Source organism: Burkholderia sp. MSMB1078WGS, assembly GCF_001528895.1.
GTDB lineage: Bacteria > Pseudomonadota > Gammaproteobacteria > Burkholderiales > Burkholderiaceae > Burkholderia.
The window spans coordinates 268139-286549 of sequence record NZ_LPDI01000038.1; the positions used below are offsets into that span (position 1 = coordinate 268139).

General features: G+C 67.5%; 17 protein-coding genes. 9 read left to right on the top strand and 8 right to left on the bottom strand.

Annotation, left to right across the window (positions count from 1 at the left end; genetic code table 11):
• Positions 1-23: 23 nt before the first annotated feature.
• Positions 24-1226 (bottom strand): MFS transporter, encoded by a 1203-nt coding sequence (locus WT24_RS09860; protein ID WP_060033084.1) that lies wholly within the window; start codon positions 1224-1226, stop codon positions 24-26.
• 101 nt (positions 1227-1327) lie between these two features.
• Between WT24_RS09860 and WT24_RS09865 the strand changes: the two genes are divergently transcribed.
• Complete coding sequence (locus WT24_RS09865) at positions 1328-2269, top strand: LysR family transcriptional regulator (protein WP_060033087.1); 942 nt, start codon at positions 1328-1330, stop codon at positions 2267-2269.
• A gap of 72 nt (positions 2270-2341) precedes the next feature.
• On the opposite strand, the gene zwf is transcribed toward WT24_RS09865, so the two are convergent.
• Positions 2342-3817: a glucose-6-phosphate dehydrogenase gene (gene zwf, locus WT24_RS09870; RefSeq protein ID WP_059499417.1), complete on the bottom strand. Its 1476-nt coding sequence runs from the start codon at positions 3815-3817 to the stop codon at positions 2342-2344.
• 201 nt (positions 3818-4018) lie between these two features.
• Here zwf and WT24_RS09875 point away from each other — a divergent pair, with 201 nt between their 5' ends.
• Entirely contained in the window at positions 4019-4597 is a 579-nt protein-coding gene (locus WT24_RS09875) for a TetR/AcrR family transcriptional regulator (protein WP_060033090.1), read from the top strand.
• A 152-nt stretch (positions 4598-4749) separates the two neighbouring features.
• Positions 4750-5625 (top strand): SDR family NAD(P)-dependent oxidoreductase, encoded by an 876-nt coding sequence (locus WT24_RS09880; protein ID WP_060033093.1) that lies wholly within the window; start codon positions 4750-4752, stop codon positions 5623-5625.
• Between the two features lie 295 nt (positions 5626-5920).
• Here WT24_RS09880 and WT24_RS09885 read toward each other — a convergent pair whose 3' ends face one another.
• The 3 genes from WT24_RS09885 to WT24_RS09895 are packed head-to-tail and all read right to left on the bottom strand — an operon-like array spanning position 5921 to position 8348.
• On the bottom strand, positions 5921-6715 hold the full coding sequence (locus WT24_RS09885) for an SDR family NAD(P)-dependent oxidoreductase (protein ID WP_060033097.1): 795 nt from the start codon (positions 6713-6715) through the stop codon (positions 5921-5923).
• A gap of 55 nt (positions 6716-6770) precedes the next feature.
• Complete coding sequence (locus tag WT24_RS09890) at positions 6771-7604, bottom strand: type 1 glutamine amidotransferase domain-containing protein (protein ID WP_257127461.1); 834 nt, start codon at positions 7602-7604, stop codon at positions 6771-6773.
• A gap of 30 nt (positions 7605-7634) precedes the next feature.
• Positions 7635-8348 carry a type 1 glutamine amidotransferase domain-containing protein gene (locus tag WT24_RS09895; RefSeq protein ID WP_060033100.1) on the bottom strand — a complete coding sequence of 238 codons (714 nt, stop codon included), beginning with the start codon at positions 8346-8348 and terminating at the stop codon, positions 7635-7637.
• A gap of 121 nt (positions 8349-8469) precedes the next feature.
• Here WT24_RS09895 and WT24_RS09900 point away from each other — a divergent pair, with 121 nt between their 5' ends.
• The 3 genes from WT24_RS09900 to WT24_RS09910 all read left to right on the top strand — a co-directional run bounded on the left by WT24_RS09900 (position 8470) and on the right by WT24_RS09910 (position 12258).
• Entirely contained in the window at positions 8470-9378 is a 909-nt protein-coding gene (locus WT24_RS09900) for a LysR family transcriptional regulator (protein ID WP_060033104.1), read from the top strand.
• 301 nt (positions 9379-9679) lie between these two features.
• Positions 9680-10870: a M20 aminoacylase family protein gene (locus WT24_RS09905; protein WP_060033108.1), complete on the top strand. Its 1191-nt coding sequence runs from the start codon at positions 9680-9682 to the stop codon at positions 10868-10870.
• Between the two features lie 56 nt (positions 10871-10926).
• Positions 10927-12258 carry an MFS transporter gene (locus tag WT24_RS09910; RefSeq protein WP_059499410.1) on the top strand — a complete coding sequence of 444 codons (1332 nt, stop codon included), beginning with the start codon at positions 10927-10929 and terminating at the stop codon, positions 12256-12258.
• Between the two features lie 42 nt (positions 12259-12300).
• Here the strand turns inward: WT24_RS09910 and WT24_RS09915 are convergent, their stop codons facing one another.
• Positions 12301-13221: a LysR family transcriptional regulator gene (locus WT24_RS09915; RefSeq protein ID WP_060033111.1), complete on the bottom strand. Its 921-nt coding sequence runs from the start codon at positions 13219-13221 to the stop codon at positions 12301-12303.
• 136 nt (positions 13222-13357) lie between these two features.
• Between WT24_RS09915 and WT24_RS09920 the strand changes: the two genes are divergently transcribed.
• On the top strand, positions 13358-14131 hold the full coding sequence (locus tag WT24_RS09920) for a transporter substrate-binding domain-containing protein (RefSeq protein ID WP_060033114.1): 774 nt from the start codon (positions 13358-13360) through the stop codon (positions 14129-14131).
• A 55-nt stretch (positions 14132-14186) separates the two neighbouring features.
• The gene (locus WT24_RS09925) at positions 14187-15302 is read left to right on the top strand and encodes a succinylglutamate desuccinylase/aspartoacylase family protein (RefSeq protein ID WP_060033117.1); all 1116 of its coding nucleotides are present in this window, start codon (positions 14187-14189) and stop codon (positions 15300-15302) included.
• Between the two features lie 241 nt (positions 15303-15543).
• Here WT24_RS09925 and WT24_RS09930 read toward each other — a convergent pair whose 3' ends face one another.
• Positions 15544-16332 carry an IclR family transcriptional regulator gene (locus tag WT24_RS09930; protein ID WP_059499406.1) on the bottom strand — a complete coding sequence of 263 codons (789 nt, stop codon included), beginning with the start codon at positions 16330-16332 and terminating at the stop codon, positions 15544-15546.
• Between the two features lie 226 nt (positions 16333-16558).
• Here WT24_RS09930 and pcaF point away from each other — a divergent pair, with 226 nt between their 5' ends.
• Positions 16559-17761, top strand: coding sequence for a 3-oxoadipyl-CoA thiolase (pcaF, locus tag WT24_RS09935; RefSeq protein WP_059499405.1), 1203 nt, complete (start codon positions 16559-16561; stop codon positions 17759-17761).
• Positions 17762-17861: 100 nt separating this feature from the next.
• Here the strand turns inward: pcaF and WT24_RS09940 are convergent, their stop codons facing one another.
• On the bottom strand, positions 17862-18389 hold the full coding sequence (locus tag WT24_RS09940; RefSeq protein WP_082742145.1) for a DUF523 domain-containing protein: 528 nt from the start codon (positions 18387-18389) through the stop codon (positions 17862-17864).
• Positions 18390-18411 lie beyond the last annotated feature (22 nt).

Consider the following 18411-nt stretch of genomic DNA (forward strand, 5'->3'; position numbering starts at 1 on the left):
TGGCTCCTGTAAAAAAGTGGCGTTCAATGGGCGAGTTCGATGGGGCCGGCCGTGCGCTCGGGCAGCCCGTGGCGGCGGTCGAGACGGCCGCTCAGCGCGGTGAGTGCGAATGCGCCGAGCGTGACGACGGCGGCGATCCACGGCGTGTGGCCGAGGCCGACGTTCGCGACGATCAGGCCGCCGAGCGACGAGCCGCCGGCCACGCCGAGGTTGAAGGCGGCGATGTTGAAGCCCGATGCGACGTCGGTGGCGTCCGGCGCGAAGTGGCGTGCCTGCTTGACGACGTACACCTGCAGCCCCGGCACGTTGCCGAACGCCACGGCACCCCACGCGAGCATCGTCAGGACTGCGAGCCATTTCGCGTGGATCGTGAAGGTCAACGCGAGCAGCACGATCGCGAGCAGCAGGAAGATCCGCTTGAGCGCCTTCACGGGGCCGACGGCGTCCGCGAGCTTGCCTCCCCACACGTTGCCGACCGCGACCGATACGCCGTAGCCGACGAGCACGAGGCTGACCTGCGACGGCGTGAAGCCGGCGATCCGTTCGAGCAGCGGCGCCATATAGGTGAACGCGATCAGCGAGCCGCCATAACCGACGGCCGTCATCGCATAGACGAGCAGCAGGCGCGGCTGGGCCAGCACGCGCAACTGGCGGGCGAGGGGCGCCGGCGGCGTCTGCGGCAGCCCGCGCGGCACGAATGCGACCGCGCCGACGAACGCGACGAGGCCGAACATCGCGACGATCAGGAACGTCGCACGCCAGCCGAAGTGCTGGCCGATGAAGGTGCCGAGCGGAATGCCGGCGACGAACGCGACGGTCATGCCGCTGAACATCGTCGCGATCGCGCTGGCGGCCTTGTCCTTCGGCACGAGCGTGGTCGCGATGATCGAGCCGACCGAGAAGAACACGCCATGCGCGAGGCCGGTGAGGATGCGCGCGACGATCAGCGATTCGTAGCCGGGCGCCTGCCACGCGACGAGGTTGCCGACGGTGAAGAGCGCCATCAGCCCGGCGAGCAGCGCCTTGCGCGGCACGCGGCCGGTGAGCGCGGTGAGCAGCGGCGCGCCGATCGCGACGCTCAGCGCATACAGGCTGACGAGCAGGCCGGCGGACGGCAGGCTGACACCGAGGTCCGCACCGATCGTCGGGATCAGCCCGACGATCACGAATTCGGTGGTGCCGATGGCAAAGGCGCTGATGGTCAACGCAAGCAACGCGAGTGGCATGACGGGATCCGGGTTTCAGTAGGAATGGATCGCAGTGTGCCGGCTTTACTTTTGCTGAAAAACTGGTCTATAAACCAAATTGTTTTGATTTCAAATCAACAATGAAGACCACCCTCGACGAACTCCAGGCCTTTATCGCCGTGGTCGACACCGGTTCGATCACGGCCGCCGCCCAGCACCTCGACCTCACCGTGTCGGCGACGAGCCGCACGCTCGCGCGGCTCGAGGAGAAGCTGAAGACCACGCTGCTGCGCCGGACCACGCGGCGGCTCGAACTGACCGAGGAAGGGCGCGCATTCCTGCAGGACGCGCGCGCGATCATCGAATCGGTCGAGAGTGCGGAAGAACAGATGCTCGCGCGGCGCGAGATGCCGTCCGGACGCCTGCGCGTCGACGCCGCGACGCCGTTCATGCTGCACGTGATCGTGCCGCTCGTGCGCGGCTACCGCGAACGCTTTCCGAAGGTCGAGCTGGAATTGAACAGCAACGAGGGCATCACCGACCTGCTGGAGCGGCGCACCGACGTCGCGATCCGGATCGGCCGGTTGAAGGATTCGACGCTGCATAGCCGACGCATCGGCAACAGCCGGGTGCGCATGCTCGCGAGCCCCGCCTACATCGAAGCGCACGGCCAGCCACGCAAGGTCGAGGATCTCGCGAAGCACACGCTGCTCGGCTTCACGCAGCCCGAATCGCTGAACGTATGGCCGATTCTCGGCACGGACGGCGAGCCTTACCGCATCGAGCCCGACGTCTGGTCGTCGAGCGGCGAGACGCTGCGGCAGCTCGCGCTGGAGGGCACGGGCGTCGTGTGCCTGTCGGATTTCGTGACCGCGCAGGATCGCGAGGCCGGGCGGCTCGTGCAGGTGCTCGCGCGGCAGACGCTCGAGGTCGAGCAGCCGATCAACGCGGTGTATTACCGGAACACCGCGATCTCGTCGCGGATCGCGTCGTTCGTCGATTACATGATCGAGATGCTCGGCGCCGGCAGCGGGCGCGATGCGCCGGCTCGGCGCAAGGCCACGTGGCTGCTGCCGCCGTAGCGACGCGGCCCAGGCGGCGCGGCCCCGGCCGGCAACGGGCGTGCCGCGCGGCGGCGCGCCGTCGGGCTGCGCCTACGCCTCTTCGGCCCACGACATCCCGTCGCGCGCGAGCAGCGCCGACGAGGCCGCGGGCCCGAACGTGCCGGCCGTGTACAGGCGCGGCCGGTCGCCGAGCTGCTTCCAGCCGTCGAGGATCGGCTCGACCCACGACCACGCCGCTTCGAGCTCGTCGCGGCGCATGAAGTGCGTGAGGCGGCCGCGGATCACGTCGATCAGCAGCCGTTCGTACGCTTCCGCGCGCCGCTCCGGGATCGCCTGCTGCAGGTCGAGGTTCAGGCTCACCGGCACCATGTTCATCCCGCTACCCGGCTCCTTCGCGAGCATCTGCAACTGGATCGACTCTTCCGGCTGAAGCTGGATCACGAGGCGGTTGCTGTAGTGCCGCGGGCCGGTCGGGATGATCGAGAACGGCATGTCCGCGAACTCGATCACGATTTCCGACTGGCGGCGCTGCAGCCGCTTGCCGGTGCGCAGGAAGAACGGCACGTTCGCCCAGCGCCAGTTGTTGATGTACGCGCGCAGCGCGACGAAGGTTTCCGCGCGGCTGTCCGCCGGCACGTTGTCTTCCTCGAGATAGCCCTTGACCGGCTGGCCGTCGACCGCGCCGGCCGTGTACTGGCCGCGCACCGTGTCGCGCGCGACGTCCGACAGCGACATCGGCCGCAGCGAGCGCAGCACCTTCAGCTTCTCGTCGCGCACCGCGTCCGGGTCGAGCGACACGGGCGGCTCCATCGCGACGATGCACAGCAGTTGCAGCAGGTGGTTCTGCACCATGTCGCGCAGCGCGCCGGTGTGGTCGTAGAAGCCCGCGCGACTGCCGACGCCGACCGTTTCCGCGACCGTGATCTGCACGCTGCGGATGCTCGGCGCTTGCCACAGCGGCCCGAAGATCGGGTTGCCGAAGCGCAGCACCATCAGGTTCTGCACGGTTTCCTTGCCGAGGTAATGGTCGATCCGGTAGATCTGCGATTCCTCGAAGTGCTTGCCGACCGCGTCGTTGATCGCCTTCGCGGACGCGAGATCGTGGCCCAGCGGCTTTTCGAGGACGACGCGCGAATGCGCGTCGACGAGGTGCGCGGCCGACAGGTTGTCGCAGATCGTCGTGAACAGCTCCGGCGACGTCGACAGGTAGAACACGCGGATCGCGTCGCTACGTGCCGCTTCGGCGAGCCGCCGGTAGTCGTCCGGCGCGTTCACGTCGATCAGCACGTACTTGAACAGGTCGAGGAAGCGGCTCCACGCGTCGGCGTCGAACGCCTTCTCGTCGATGAACGGGCGCGACTGCTCGTCCATGAACTTGCGGTAGCCGTCGATGCCCCAGTCGCGGCGGCCGACGGCGATGATGCGCGTCTCGGGCGGAAGATTGCAGTGCAGGTGCGCCATGTACAGCGCGGGCAACAGCTTGCGGGCGGCGAGGTCGCCGCCGCCGCCGAAGATGATCATGTCGACGGGCCGGTCGGCCGCGGTCTGGGAAGGCTGATTCGTCATGGGAGGTTCGCGGTTTGAAACGGTGAACGTGAAACGAACGTCGAGGGCATCGGGCGCCGGATGGCCGGCGCCGGTACGGCAAAACGCTAATAGTGCACCGTTTTGATGGATTGCGTATGCGTTCCCCCGGATGTAACAGGGCTTGCATTCTCGACGTCGGGTTGATTATGATTGAGCGCTCACTCATTAAAGGAATCGAACGTGGCCCGACCGCGCAGTCCCGACAAGCACGAAGCCATCCTCGCCGCGGCCGCGCGCGCGCTCGCCGAGGACGGCGCAACCGCGACGACCGCACGCATCGCGCGGCTCGCCGGCGTGGCGGAAGGCACGGTGTTCACGTACTTCGAGACCAAGGATGCGTTGCTGAACGCACTGTATCTGAGCCTGAAGGCCGACTTGCGCGAAGCGATGATGGCCGGGTTTCCGGAGCGCGCGCCGGCCGAGCAGGCCGTGCGACATGCGTGGAACGGCTATGTGTCGTGGGGCATCGCGAATCCGGACGGCCGGCGCGCGCTGCAGCAACTGGGCGTGAGCGGGCGCATCGACCACGCGCATCGCGCGGCCGGCGCGGAAGGCTTCGGCGCGATCGGCACGCTGCTGCGCGAGCAGGTCGCCGCGTCGGGCGCGCTGAACCGGGACGAAGCGCATGCGTTCTGCTCGGCGTTGTTTACGTCGATCGCGGAAACCGCGATGGAGTCCATCGCACGCGATCCGGCGCGGGCCGATGCCTACCGGGAAGCGGGGTTTCGCGCGTTGTGGGCCGTGTTGCGCGCGGTGTGAGTCGAGGATCGCCGTCGTGGCGTCGCGTGCTGCGACGACCGGCAGAGCGTTTCAGGGAGGGCGATGTAGTCCGCAAGGGCTGCTACGTCGCCCATATTAATGAGTGAGTAATCATTCATTTTCGTCGTTTCATCACGATCAAGGAGCGGAAAATGTCGAAAGTCTGGTTGGTAACGGGGGCCGCACGCGGCCTGGGGCGAGCGATTGCGGAAGCGGTGCTGGCAGCCGGCGACCGGCTGGTGGCCGGCGCGCGCGATCCGGCGCGACTGGCCGATCTGGCCGAGCGTCATGGCGACCGGCTGCTGCCGGTCGAACTCGACGTCACCGACGAAGCGGCAGCCGCGCAAGCCGTCGCCGCGGCACGCGCCGCGTTCGGGCGCATCGACGTGCTGGTGAACAACGCGGGCTACGGCCACACGGCGCCGTTCGAGCAGACGGGCGCCGACGTCTTTCGCGACCAGATCGAAACGAACCTGTTCGGCGTGATCAATCTGACGCGCGCGGTGTTGCCGACGATGCGTGCGCAGCGCGCGGGGCACATCTTCCAGGTGTCGTCGGTCGGCGGGCGGACGTCGACGCCGGGATTGTCCGCGTACCAGGCCGCGAAGTGGGCGGTCGGCGGGTTCAGCGACGTGCTCGCGAAGGAAGTCGCGCCGTTCGGCGTGCGCGTGTGCACGCTCGAACCGGGCGGGATGCGTACCGAATGGGCCGCGCGGGCGAAGCGCGGGATCGACGATCTGCTGCCGGACTATCGGCCGTCGGTCGGAAAGATTCTCGACCTGCTCGGCGCGTATGGCGGCCACGAGGTCGGCGATCCCGCCCGGATCGCGGCGCTGATCGTCGAGCTGTCCCGTCGCGACGACGTGCCGATGCGCCTGCTGCTCGGCGGCGATGCGCTGTTCGTCTGCGAGCAGGCGGAGCGGCAGCGCGCGGAAGAGGCGGCGCGGTGGCGCGATGCGACGCTGTCCACGCAGTTTCCGGATGCGATGCTGCCGGACGGGCTGCAAGCGTTGAAGCAGGTCGAGTAGGGGCGAGGTGGCCGCGGCGTCGGCGGCGGCGGCGGGTGTGCCGCGCCGCCGTTGCGCCGGGGCGCGCGGCGGCCGATCGAAGACGGACGCGTGCACGTCAGGATCGCCAGGCAGTCGCCGCGGCCATCGACGCAGCGCCCGCTTCCTGTCACTCGCCGAAGCAAGTCGCGCACGAGAGGGTGAGCTTGACGAGGCCGCCGCGTTGCGCGCCTATCCGGGAGACCTTGTCTTTTACACGAATGTCCGGGCTGTCCTTCGATGGTATCGGCGGGCGTAGATGCGCTTCGCGACTATCTCAGAGAATCGAGCGGTAGGTGCCGCCCTCGACGCGCACCGCGGCGCCATTGGATGCCGCGCCAAGAGGACTGGCCAGCAACGCCACCATCGCGGCAATCTCGTCGGCCTCGATCATGCGGGCAATCAGCGAGCTTGGACGATACGTGTCGAAGAAGTGCGATTCGATTTCCGCATCGGTCATATCGGGCCGTGGCGCGGTTTGCCGAAGATAGGCGACGATGCCTTCGGATCGCGTGGCGGATGGCAGTACGCTGTTGACGGTCACGCCGGTTCCCTTCGTCAGTTCGGCCATTCCGCGCGAGACCGCGAGTTGAGCCGATTTGCTGACACCGTAGTGCACCATGTCCGGCGGTGTGAATGCGCCGACTTCGCTGGACATGAAGATCACACGCCCCCAGTTCTTCGCAAGCATGCGAGGAAAGTAATGACGTGACAGCCTGACACCCGACATCACGTTGACGTCGATCATTCGCAGCCAGTCGTCATCGGTGATCTCCGCGAACGGCTTCGCTTCGTAGTAGCCGAGATTGTTCACGAGAATATCCGTGTCCGGCTGGGCATCGATCAGTTCCGCGACACCTCGGTCGTTGCTCACGTCGGCGACGATGCCGCGGACGTTGCCACGCTGCGCGCTAGCGGAAAGCTCGGCCACGGCCGCGTCGAGCTTGTCACGTTGCCGCCCCGTGATCGTGACCGCGACGCCTTCCGCGGCCAGCGTTCGCGCAATCGCCATGCCGATGCCGGCAGTGGCGCCGGTGACGATCGCGGTTTTTCCTTCAAGTTGCAGATCCACGGTTTGCTTCTCCTTGACTCATCGACGAACCGGCATTGCCGGTCGATTGCACGGCTTACTTGAGCCGCTTCAGTATTTCGCCGGCGACGTCCAGCGCCGACGCCGGATTCTGTCCGGTGATCAATTCGCGGTCGGTCACCACGTGCGCGGTAAACGGCACCTCGTTACTGCTATAAATGCCGCCCGCGCGTTGCAATGCAGTCTGCGGATAGAACTTCATCGCGCCGCCGCCGAGCAGCCCTTTGGCTTGCTCTTCTTCCGCGTTGCTGATCACCGTCATCCGGTAACCGGCGTAGATCCATTTCGTGTCGCCGTCGCCTGCGTTTCCCGCCGCGAGCTTTCGTGCAAAGCCGGGCGCATCGGGCAGGGTCGACAGCAGCGCGATCGGGCCATGGCAAACGAGCGCCGTGGTCTTGCCGCGCGCGTGAAAGTCGGCCAGCAATCTGCCCACGGCGGGGCTGGTCGACAGGTCCTGCATCGGCGCATGGCCGCCGGGAACATAGACGGCGTCGAAGTGCCCGTAACCGATCTGCTCCACCCGAGCCAGGCTGATCACCGGCGAATGCTCGCGCGACGTGATGTGTAGCCGGTCGAGCAAGGCCCGGTAGTCGCGCATCGCGTGGTCGTCGCCGCCGAAGTACATCTTGTCGGCCGACGTGACGTCCAGCGTCGGCGCCTTGCCCTGCGGCGTGGCGAAGGTCACCTGATGGCCGGCATCGAGCAGCGCCTTCACGGGCTGCATCAGTTCGTTCAGGTAGAAGCCCGTCGCGAAGACCTTGTCATCCTTCAGGTCGAGGTGATCGGAATCCGACAACACCACGAGCACGTTGGCCGCGTGAGCGCCGTACGCGGCCATGGCGAGCAGTGCCGCCACGGCGAGCTTGCGCATCGAATACATCGTTTTCTCCATCGGGAAGTTTCAGGCTTGTCGTGAACGGGTGAGCAACAGATGACGCATCGCGGCGCCTACGCCGGAAGCCGACTGCGGGTTCTGGCCAGTCACGAGCCGTCCGTCGACGACGACCTTCGCGGTCCAGTTCGGCGCGGGATCGTGAAGTGCGCCACGCTGCTTCAAGGTGCTCGCGAGCAGGAAGGGGACGACGCGATCGAGCTGGACCGCCCGTTCTTCTTCGTCCGTGAATGCGCTCAGATTCTTGCCGGCGACGAGATATGTCCCGTCGTCGAGCTTCACGTCGACCAGTGCGGCCGGGCCGTGACAGACGGCGCCGACCACGCCACCCGCTTCATGGATCGTGCGCGTCACCTTTTCCACGTCGGCATTGCCGGGAAAATCCCACATTGCGCCATGACCGCCGGCAAAGAAGACCGCCGCATATTTCGACGCATCGACCTCGCCCAGCCGCTGCGTATGGCGCAATGCATCGCGGAAAGCGGCATCGCGCCAATAGCGCGCGTTGATTTCGTCGTCGAGATCCAGCCCGTCGACCGGCGGTTCGCCGCCCTGAATGGACGCGAATTCGACGGGAATGCCGGCGGCGTCCAATTCGGCCAGCGGATGCGTCACTTCGCCGAGATAGAAACCGGTCGGCTCGCCGGTCGAGCCTTTCTTCGCGTGGCTCGTGAGTACGAATAGAACCGACAGATCCTGCCGGTCGCGATGTTGGCCATTCATGCTGTGCTCCTGGATTTCAATGGGTGACTCGGCGATGCAGTCACGACGCACGCACTTTATTTGGCTCGCCAGCGGAGATAAACTCGCGCGAAAGTAAATCTTTTGTTCTTTGGAGGACAAGATGGCGCGCAAATTCGACCATCTCGGTGACGTGGAAGCGTTCGTGACGGTGGTCGAAAAAGGCTCGATGACGGCCGGCGCGGTGGCATTGGGCAGCACGCCGTCCGTGTTGAGCCGGGCCATCACCCGTCTGGAAGCCCGGCTGGGCACGCAGTTGCTGCGTCGTTCCACGCGGCGGTTGAGCCTGACGGAGCACGGCAGGCTCTATCTGGAGCAATCGCGCGCGGCGTTTTTGCTGATCGATGACGCCGAGCGGGCCATTCAGGGGCACGGCGGTACCTTGACCGGCCATGTCCGGCTGAGCGTACCGACGACGTACGGGCACTATCGTCTGCCGCCGCTGCTTCGACGGTTCACGCGGGAACACCCGCACGTTCGCGTGGAGTTGAACATCGCGAACCGGAACGTGGATCTCGTGGCCGAAGGTTTCGACCTGGCGATTCGTCTGGGCGAATTACCGGACAGCGGTCTGGTCGCGCGCAAGCTCGAGGATGCGGCGCTGTGCCTTGTCGCGTCGCCCGAGTACGTCGCCCACGCCGGCACGCCCGCAAACGTGGCCGACCTGGAGCACCATCTTTGTTTGCCGTTCATGCTGCCCAGCAGCGGCCGTATCGCGCCCTGGGTATTCCGTGACGGCGATCGGGACATCGATTGGCTGCCGGCTTCGAACGTCGCGGTGTCCGACGATGTGCTCGGTGTCGTGTCGATGGCGCAGAGTGGCGGCGGTATCTGCCAGACCTACGACTTCATCGTTGAGGATCGGATCCGGGCCGGAAATCTCGTCGAAGTGTTACCCCATCTGCGCGGGCGCACACGGCCGTTTTCGGTCGTCTACGCGCCGCATCGCCGCTTGTCGGCCGCGTCCCGCAATTTGATCGACATGTTGGTCACGTCGGCGGCCGAGGCTTGAAGCGATTGCGATACATCCTTCGCCGCGGCACGCGATGAAAGGGCGGCGCCACTTGCCGGGTCGGGCTTCCGGTCAGGGTGGAAAGCCGTTTTCGACTGGGTGTACGGGCTATCCATCGTGAGCCTGTATCCCTATCCGATCGAAAGCCACACCGGACCGACGCCCCCGTATTAACCCTGATTAAAAAACCTTATCGCGGTGAAAAATTCCGCATCTTATTGCGCGGATATCGGCTCGCTATAGTGGCTCGCTTTCCCGCACGCATCCCCCGCGTGCGCAGACGAACGGCAGGAGCCCCTTGATGACCACCGCTACCCGATTCACCGAAGTCGAGGATCTGATGCCCGCCGCAGGCGGGCTGCGCGAGATCCGTCACCACATCCATCACCATCCCGAACTCGCGTACGAAGAGCACGACACGGCCGCGCTCGTCGCGGACAAGCTCGAGCAATGGGGCTGGCAGGTGACGCGCGGGGTCGGCAAGACGGGCGTCGTCGGCACGCTGCGGGTGGGCGACGGCGCGCGCAGCATCGGCATTCGCGCGGACATGGATGCGCTGCCGATCGTCGAGGCGACCGGCCTGCCGTATGCGAGCGGCACGCACGGCAAGATGCACGCATGCGGCCACGACGGCCACACGACGATGCTGCTCGGCGCCGCGCAGCATCTCGCGAAGACGCGCAACTTCTCGGGCACCGTGCACCTGTATTTCCAGCCGGCGGAAGAGCACGGCGTCGACAGCGGCGCGAAGAAGATGATCGACGACGGCCTGTTCGAGCGTTTCCCGTGCGACGCCGTGTTCGGCATGCACAACCATCCGGGCGCGGCGCCCGGCGTCTTCCTCACGCGGCGCGGCCCGTTCATGTCGGCGGGCGACAAGGCGATCGTCACGATCGAAGGCGTCGGCGGCCACGCGGCGCGGCCGCATCTGACCGTCGACCCGGTGGTGGTCGCGGCGAGCATCGTGATGGCGCTGCAGACGATAGTCGCGCGCAACGTCGACCCGTCGCAGCCGGCGGTGGTCACGGTCGGCTCGATGCACGCGGGCACCGCGAACAACGTGATTCCGAACGGCGCGCGCCTCGAACTCAGCGTGCGTTCGTTCAGCCCCGACGTGCGCGCGCTGCTCAAGCGCCGCATCACCGAGCTGGCCGAAACGCAGGCTGCGAGCTACGGCGCGACCGCGAACGTCGAGTACATCGAAGGCTATCCGGTCGTCGTCAATACGGATGCCGAAACGGATTTCGCCGCGCAGGTCGCGCGCGAACTCGTCGGGGATGCGCACGTGGTCGAGCAGGCCGACCTGCTGATGGGCAGCGAGGATTTCGCATTCATGCTGCAGCAGCGGCCCGGCTCGTTCGTGCGGCTCGGCAACGGCGAAGGCGAGGACGGCTGCATGGTGCACAACCCGAAATACGACTTCAACGATCGCAACCTGCCGATCGGCGCCGCGTTCTGGACGCGCCTCGTCGAGCGTTACCTCGGGCAGTGATCGCAACGGCGGCGCGCAGCCGGCGCTTCCGGCCGCATTGAGAGGAGAGGAGAGCGATGCAGAAAGACCATCTCGCGCTGCACCCCGCGTCGCCGGGCGCCGCTGAAGCCGGGGCGCCCGGCGCGCCTGCCGTCACGCGGCGCGGCGCGATCGCCGCGGCCGTGATCGGCAACTGGCTGGAATTCTTCGATTTCACCGTGTACGGCTTCTTCGCGGTGCTGATCGGCAAGCTGTTCTTCCCGTCGAGCGACCCGACCACGTCGCTGCTGCTGTCGGTCGCGACGTTCGCCGCCGGCTTCTTCACGCGGCCGCTCGGCAGCGTCGTGCTGGGCGTCTATGCCGACCGCAAGGGGCGCAAGGCCGCGCTGAACCTGACGATCATGCTGATGGCGCTCGGCACCGGCCTGATCGCGATCGCGCCGACCTATGCGCAGGTGGGCGTGGCCGCGCCGCTGCTCGTGGTGTTCGCGCGGTTGCTGCAGGGCTTCTCGCAAGGCGGCGAATTCGGCGCGGCGACGTCGACGCTGCTCGAACAGGGCGGCACGTCGCGCCGCGGGTTCCGCGCGAGCTGGCAGCTCGCGACGCAAGGCGGTGCCGCGCTGATGGGCTCGGGGTTCGCGGCGCTGCTGTCGAACACGATGACGAAGGACGCGCTGGAAGGCTGGGGCTGGCGGCTGCCGTTCCTCGTCGGCGTGCTGATCGCGCCGGTCGGGATGTTTTTGCGTCGCCGGCTCGCGGACGACGCGCCCGGCGACCGCCATCACGGCATCGAGCGCGGCGTGCTGCACGAGCTGTTCTCGAAGCACGCGCGCACGGTGCTGCTGCTGATGCTCACGGTGATGGGCGGCACGGTGTCGACCTACATCCTGACGTTCTACATGCCGACCTACGCGATCCACACGCTCGGCCTGCCGATGAAGCTGTCGATGTTCGTCGGGGTCGCGTCGGGCTGCGTGATGCTGGTCACGTGCCCGCTGTTCGGCTGGCTGTCGGACAAGCTCGGCAGCCGGCGCCTGCCGATCTTCGTCGGCCGCGGCGTGCTGGTCGCGCTGCTGTTTCCCGCGTTCTGGCTGATGAACCATCATCCGACGCTGTCGGTGATCCTGCCGCTGACCGCGCTGATGCTGCTGTTCTATTCGCTCGGCTCCGCATCGGAAATGGCGCTGATGTGCGAGTCGCTGCCGCGCCACGTGCGGGCGACGGGCATCTCGATCGCGTATGCGCTCGCGGTGACGATCTTCGGCGGCACCGCGCAGTTGATCGCGACCTGGCTCGTGAAGACGACCGGCAGCAAGCTCGCACCGGCGGGCTACGTGGCCGCGTGCGTGGTGCTGTCGCTGATCGCGGTCGCGATGCTGCGCGAGACCGCGCGCGAATCGCTGGACTGACGCGCGAGGCGCGATGCGGGCGGCGCGCGCGGCCGTATGCGCTTACCGTCCGCTCACCACCCTCAGATACGACGCGAGCATCGTCGCGAGTTCCTGCGCGGCCGGCGTCAGCGGTACGGCCGCGCGCTGCAGCAGGCAGACGTCCTGCGCTTCGGCCCGTTCGCGCACCGGCACTTTCACGAGCGCGCCGGCGAACGGCCCGTGCCGCGTGATCGCTTCGGTTTCGAGCGCGAGGGAATCGGTCTGCGTGACGATCTGCAGCGTCTCGAACATCCCTTCGACGGTCGCGAGAATCTTCGGCGGCGGCTGGCCGTGCGCGTCGAAGTACGCGAGCAGCCGGTTGACGACCGGGTCGGCGCTCAGGTTCGGCGAGCGCGTGGACACCCACGCGTGGCCGGCCAGCTCGGCGAGCGATCGCGCATGCATCGCCGGGTGCCCGTTGCGGCAGACGACCACCGGCGCCGACGTGCGCAGCGGCGTGACCGCGAGATCGGTCGTGTCGGTCTGCTTCGCGACCAGCGCGATCGCGAAATCGACCGCGCTTTCGCGCAGCCAGCCGATCATCATCCGCGACGTGCCGGTGCGCAGGTGCACGTCCACCTTGTCGAAGCGCGCGCGGAACGCGGTCAGCACCGGCGCGAACGCGTCGATCAGCGGCTCGGTCACGAGGCCGAGCGTGACGGTGCCTTCGTAGGCGCCGCTCAACTGACGAATTTCCCGCTCGACCTGGTCGCATTCGCCGAGGATCGAACCGGAGCGCGCGAGCAGCCGCTGGCCGACGGCCGTCGGCACGATCCCGCGATTGGTGCGCGTGAACAGCGTCGCGCCGAGCGTCGCCTCGAGGCCCTGCAGTTGCTGCGAGACGCCGCTTTGCGCGAGACCGAGCGCGCGTGCGGCCGCGCGCAGGCTGCCGTGCTCGACGACGGCCTGGAAGATGCGGAGCTGGGACAGCGTGAACGCCATGGGAAGCTGCGAGGCCGGTGATCGGAAATACCGATCATGATAAGTCAGCCGATGGTTCCGGCGGCAGCCGGCGGCCCCTACGATCGCAGGCAGTCCGGCGCATGCCGTTCGTCCCGCTACCTGCCCATCGTCGACCATGAAACGTCTCCTCGTCCCGCTCGTTTCCCTGTGCATTGGCCTGACGGCCACGTCCGCGTTTGCGCTCGACGCGCACGTGGTGCGGCTCGGCATCGACCCGACCTATCCGCCGATGGATGCGAAAGCGCCCGACGGCAGCCTGAAAGGCTTCGACGTCGATCTCGGCAACGAGATCTGCCGCCGCGCGCAGTTGCGCTGCCAGTGGGTCGAGCTCGAATTCTCCGGGATGATCCCCGCGTTGCAGGCGCGCAAGATCGACGCGATCCTGTCGTCGATGGCGATCACCGCGAAGCGCGAGAAACAGATCCTGTTCTCGTCGAAGCTGTTCCGCTTCAAGTCGCGGCTCGTCGCGCGGCCCGGCAGCGGGCTCGACGGCACGGCGGCGTCGCTGGCCGGCAAGCGCGTCGGCGTGCAGTCGGGCACGCAGTTCGAATCGTGGGCGCTTGCGCACTGGGCGCCGACCGGCGTCGGCGTGGTGCCGTACAAGAGCCAGGACGACGTGTTCGCCGATCTCGTGAACGGCCGCCTCGACGCGGCGCTGCTCGGCACCGTGGAAGTCGACTACGGGTTCCTGCGCCAGCCGCGCGGCAAGGGCTTCGCATTCGTCGGCGCGCCGCTCGACATGGGCGATCGCGGCGTCGGCATCGGCGTGCGGCAGTCGGATACCGCGCTCAAGGCGTCGATCGACGGCGCGATCGCGTCGATGCTGAAGGACAGTACGTACGACCGGATCGCGAAGCAGTATTTCGATTTCAATCCGTACGGCGACTGAGCGCCGTGCAGGCCCGTCGTTCCGATTCCCCGTTTTCATCCGTTCGAGACCATCGATGCAGATTCGCACCACGCCGCTCCTGTCGCCGTCGATCGGCACGCAGCGCACGCTGACGAGCTTCCATTTCGGGCCGGCCGGCAGCGGCCGCAAGATCTACCTGCAGGCCGCGTTGCACGCGGACGAGACGCCGGCGATGCTCGCGGCGGTCGTGCTGAAGCAGCGCCTCGCGCAGCTCGACGCCGCAGGCCGGCTCGCGGCCGAAGTCGTGCTCGTGCCGGTGTCGAACCCGGTCGGTCTCAATCATCATCTGCTCGGGCAGTTCATCGGCCGTTTCGACCTCGCGAGCGGCCGCAACTTCAATCGCGGCTTCCTGCCGCTCGCGGAGATCGCCGCGCGGGCGCGCAACCGGCTGGGCGGCGACGGCGCGCGCAATCGCGCGATCGTGCGCGAATGCGTCGGCGCGGCGCTCGACGACATCGCGCCGCGCACCGAATTCGATGCGCTGCAGCTTGCGCTGCTGAAGCTGTCGCACGACGCCGACGTCGTGATCGACCTGCATTGCTCGCTCGAAGCGGTGATGCACGTATACACGAGCGATACCGCGTGGCCGGACGTCGAGCCGCTCGCGCGTTATCTCGGTGCGGAGGTGTCGCTGCTCGCCGAGGATTCGGGCGGCCATGCGTTCGACGACGCGCATCACCTGCTGTGGTCGCGATTGCGCGCGCATTTGCCGGAGGGCACGCCGATGGCCGCCGGCACCGTGGCCGTGACCGTCGAGTGCCGCGGCCAGCGCGACGTGACGTACGACTATGCGCAACGCGACGCCGACGCGCTCGTCGACTATCTCGTGTGGTGCGGCGCGGTGCGCGGCGAACGTGCGCCGCTGCCACCGCTGGCCGCGCCGGCCACGCCGCTTGCGGGCAGCGAGCAGTTTTACGCGCCGGTGAGCGGGATTCTCGTGCACCGTGCGGCGATCGGCGCGACGATCCGTGCGGGCGATCCGCTGTTCGACATCGTCGATCCGCTGACGGATGCGGTCACGACGATCTCGAGCGCGACCGATGGCGTGTTCTACATGCGGCGCGCGATCCGTTTCGTGACGGCCGGTGCGCCGCTCGGGCGCGTGACCGGCACGGTGCCGGTGCGAACGGGGATGCTGCTGGGTGCGTGAGCGGTGCCGGTTGCGCGCGGTGTCCGAAATGCGCCGTGCAATTTCGTTCTCGTCAAATTGACCGGGCGTTGCCGCGCTCCTAAATTGGGCGATGCGGAGCGCGCTCCGTGTTCCGTGAGAAGGACGTTGCAAACAGAGTCAGAGAGTTGAGCGGGCGGCGCATGCCGCCCGTCTTTTTATCCGCTTCGCGCCACGCGATCCCTCCATCCCCGTCTTGCCGGTTCGCCGGGCGAACGATCGCTCAGCCGCGCCGCGCCACCAGCTCCGATACCGTCTGCGCGGCCTGCTGCAGCGGCCCGAGAAACTCCTTCACCATCTGCTTCGCGGTATGCCGCTGTGCGTTGCCGCTGATGTTCATCGCGGCGATCACCTGCCCGCGCCGGTTGCGGATCGGCGCGGAGATCGACATCAAGCCCACCTCGAGTTCCTGGTCGACCACGGCCCAGCCTTGCTGGCGCACCTGCGCGATTGTCGCCTTGAGTTCGCCGATGTCGGTGATCGTGCGCGGCGTATGCGCGCGGATCCCGCTTTGCGCGAGCGTTTCGTCGAGCGTCGCGTCGTCGAGCGCGGACAGCAGCACGCGGCCCATCGACGTGCAGTACGCGGGCAGCCGGCTGCCGATCGACAGGTTGATCGTCATGATCTTGCGGGTCGGCACGCGCAGCACGTAGACGATCTCGGTGCGGTCGAGCACCGCGGCCGAGCAGCTTTCGTGGATCTGCGCGGACAACTGCTCCATCACCGGATCGGCGAGATTCCAGAACGGCATCGACGTCAGGTACGCGAAGCCGAGCTCGAGGATCTTCGGCGTGAGCCGGAACAGCCGGCCGTCGGCCTCGACGTAGCCGAGCGTCTGCAGCGTGAGCAGGATCCGGCGCGCGCCCGCGCGCGTGAGGCCGGTGGCCGACGCGACCTCGGTGAGCGTCTGCTCCGGGCGCGCCGCGTCGAATGCGCGGATCACCGCGAGGCCGCGCGCGAACGACTGCACATAGGAGTCGCCGGGTTTCGTTTGAATATCGTCGGTTGTCATGAGCGCCTGGAATGTCGTGCAGCCGAGAAGATAGCGCAAGGGGCCCGACACGCCAACCGCACGGCGGACCGCGCCCTTGACAGGTCGTCCCTGCACTCCCTATGATGCGTTGAACGTTCGATACACGATCTTATGTTCGTATATAGAACATTTAAGCGCATCCCGGCGGGCAATGCAAGGGGGCGCCCCGTTCATTTCCCAGCCTTTCACGGGACCGGAGACACTGATGACCGAAGCTTTTCTGTGTGATGCGATTCGTACGCCGATCGGGCGTTACGGCGGTGCACTGTCCGGCGTGCGCGCCGACGATCTGGGCGCGGTGCCGCTCAAGGCGCTCGTCGAGCGCAACCGCGACGTCGACTGGACGGCGATCGACGACGTGATCTACGGCTGCGCGAACCAGGCCGGCGAGGACAACCGCAACGTCGCGCGCATGTCGGCGCTGCTGGCGGGCCTGCCGGAGGGCGTACCCGGTTCGACGATCAACCGCCTGTGCGGCTCCGGAATGGATGCGGTCGGCGTGGCCGCGCGCGCGATCAAGTCGGGCGAAGCCGCGCTGATGGTGGCGGGCGGCGTCGAGAGCATGACGCGTGCGCCGTTCGTGATGGGCAAGGCCGCGAGCGCATTCGCGCGCCAGGCCGACATCTACGATACGACGATCGGCTGGCGTTTCGTCAATCCGCTGATGAAGCAGCTGTATGGCGTCGATTCGATGCCGGAGACGGCCGAGAACGTCGCAGTCGATTACCACGTCAGCCGCGCGGATCAGGACCTGTTCGCGCTGCGCAGCCAGCAGAAGGCCGCGCGTGCGCAGCAGGACGGTACGCTCGCCGAGGAAATCGTGTCGGTCACGATTGCGCAGAAGAAGGGCGATCCCGTGGTCGTGTCGCGTGACGAGCATCCGCGCGAAACGTCGCTCGAAGCGCTCGCGAAGCTGAAGGGCGTCGTGCGCCCGGACGGCTCGGTCACGGCCGGCAACGCGTCGGGCGTCAACGACGGCGCCGCCGCGCTGCTGCTGGCGAACGAGGCAACCGCGAAGCGCTTCGGCCTGACGCCGCGCGCCCGCGTGCTGGGGATCGCGACGGCCGGCGTCGCGCCGCGCGTGATGGGCATCGGCCCCGCGCCGGCCACGCAGAAGCTGCTCGCGCGGCTCGGGATGACGATCGACCAGTTCGACGTGATCGAGCTAAACGAAGCGTTCGCGTCGCAGGGTCTCGCGGTGCTGCGCATGCTCGGCGTCGCCGACGACGATCCCCGCGTGAACCCGAACGGCGGTGCGATTGCGCTCGGTCACCCGCTCGGCGCATCGGGTGCGCGCCTCGTGACGACAGCGATGTACCAGTTGCATCGCACGAACGGCCGCTTTGCGCTGTGCACGATGTGCATCGGCGTCGGTCAGGGCATCGCGATCGCGATCGAACGCGTCTGACCGGCGCGATGGGGTGAAGCGGCCGGATACGCGCCGCTTTACCGCCGCGCCGTTTCCGCCACGATGGGCGGCACGAGATGTCTCGTGCCGCCCATCGTCGTTAACCGGCTGGCGACAGCTGCCTGAGCCGCGCGTCGAGCGCGTCGATCTCGGTGTCCGCGAACACCTCGATGCCATGCGCGCGCAGCAGCGCCGCCGTGACGCCGGCGCCCGCGTGCCGCCGGCTCTCGAAACTTCCGTCGTAAATGAACGTGCTGCCGCACGAGGGACTGCCATCGGCGAGGATCGCGAAGCGGCAGCCGTGTGCCTGCGCGAGGGCCAGCGCGGTCTGCGCGCCGGCCACGAACGGGGCCGTCACGTCGGTGCCGTCCACGTCGACGATGCGTGCGTGACCCGAGAGCACCTGCTGCCCCGATGCGCCGCCGGCGATCTCGGCAGGCGGGCGCGGCACGCCGAGGTCGCCCGCCAGCTCCGGGCAGACGGCCACGAGACGCCCTTCGCGTTGCCACCGTTCGAGCGCCTCGTGCGCGGCGGTTTTCGCCGAGCCGTTGTAACGGACCGGATGGCCGACCACGCACATGCTGACGAGGATCTTCGGCGTGGCGGGCTGTGGCGGGTCGTCGTTCAATGTCGCGCTCCGTGACGTGCTG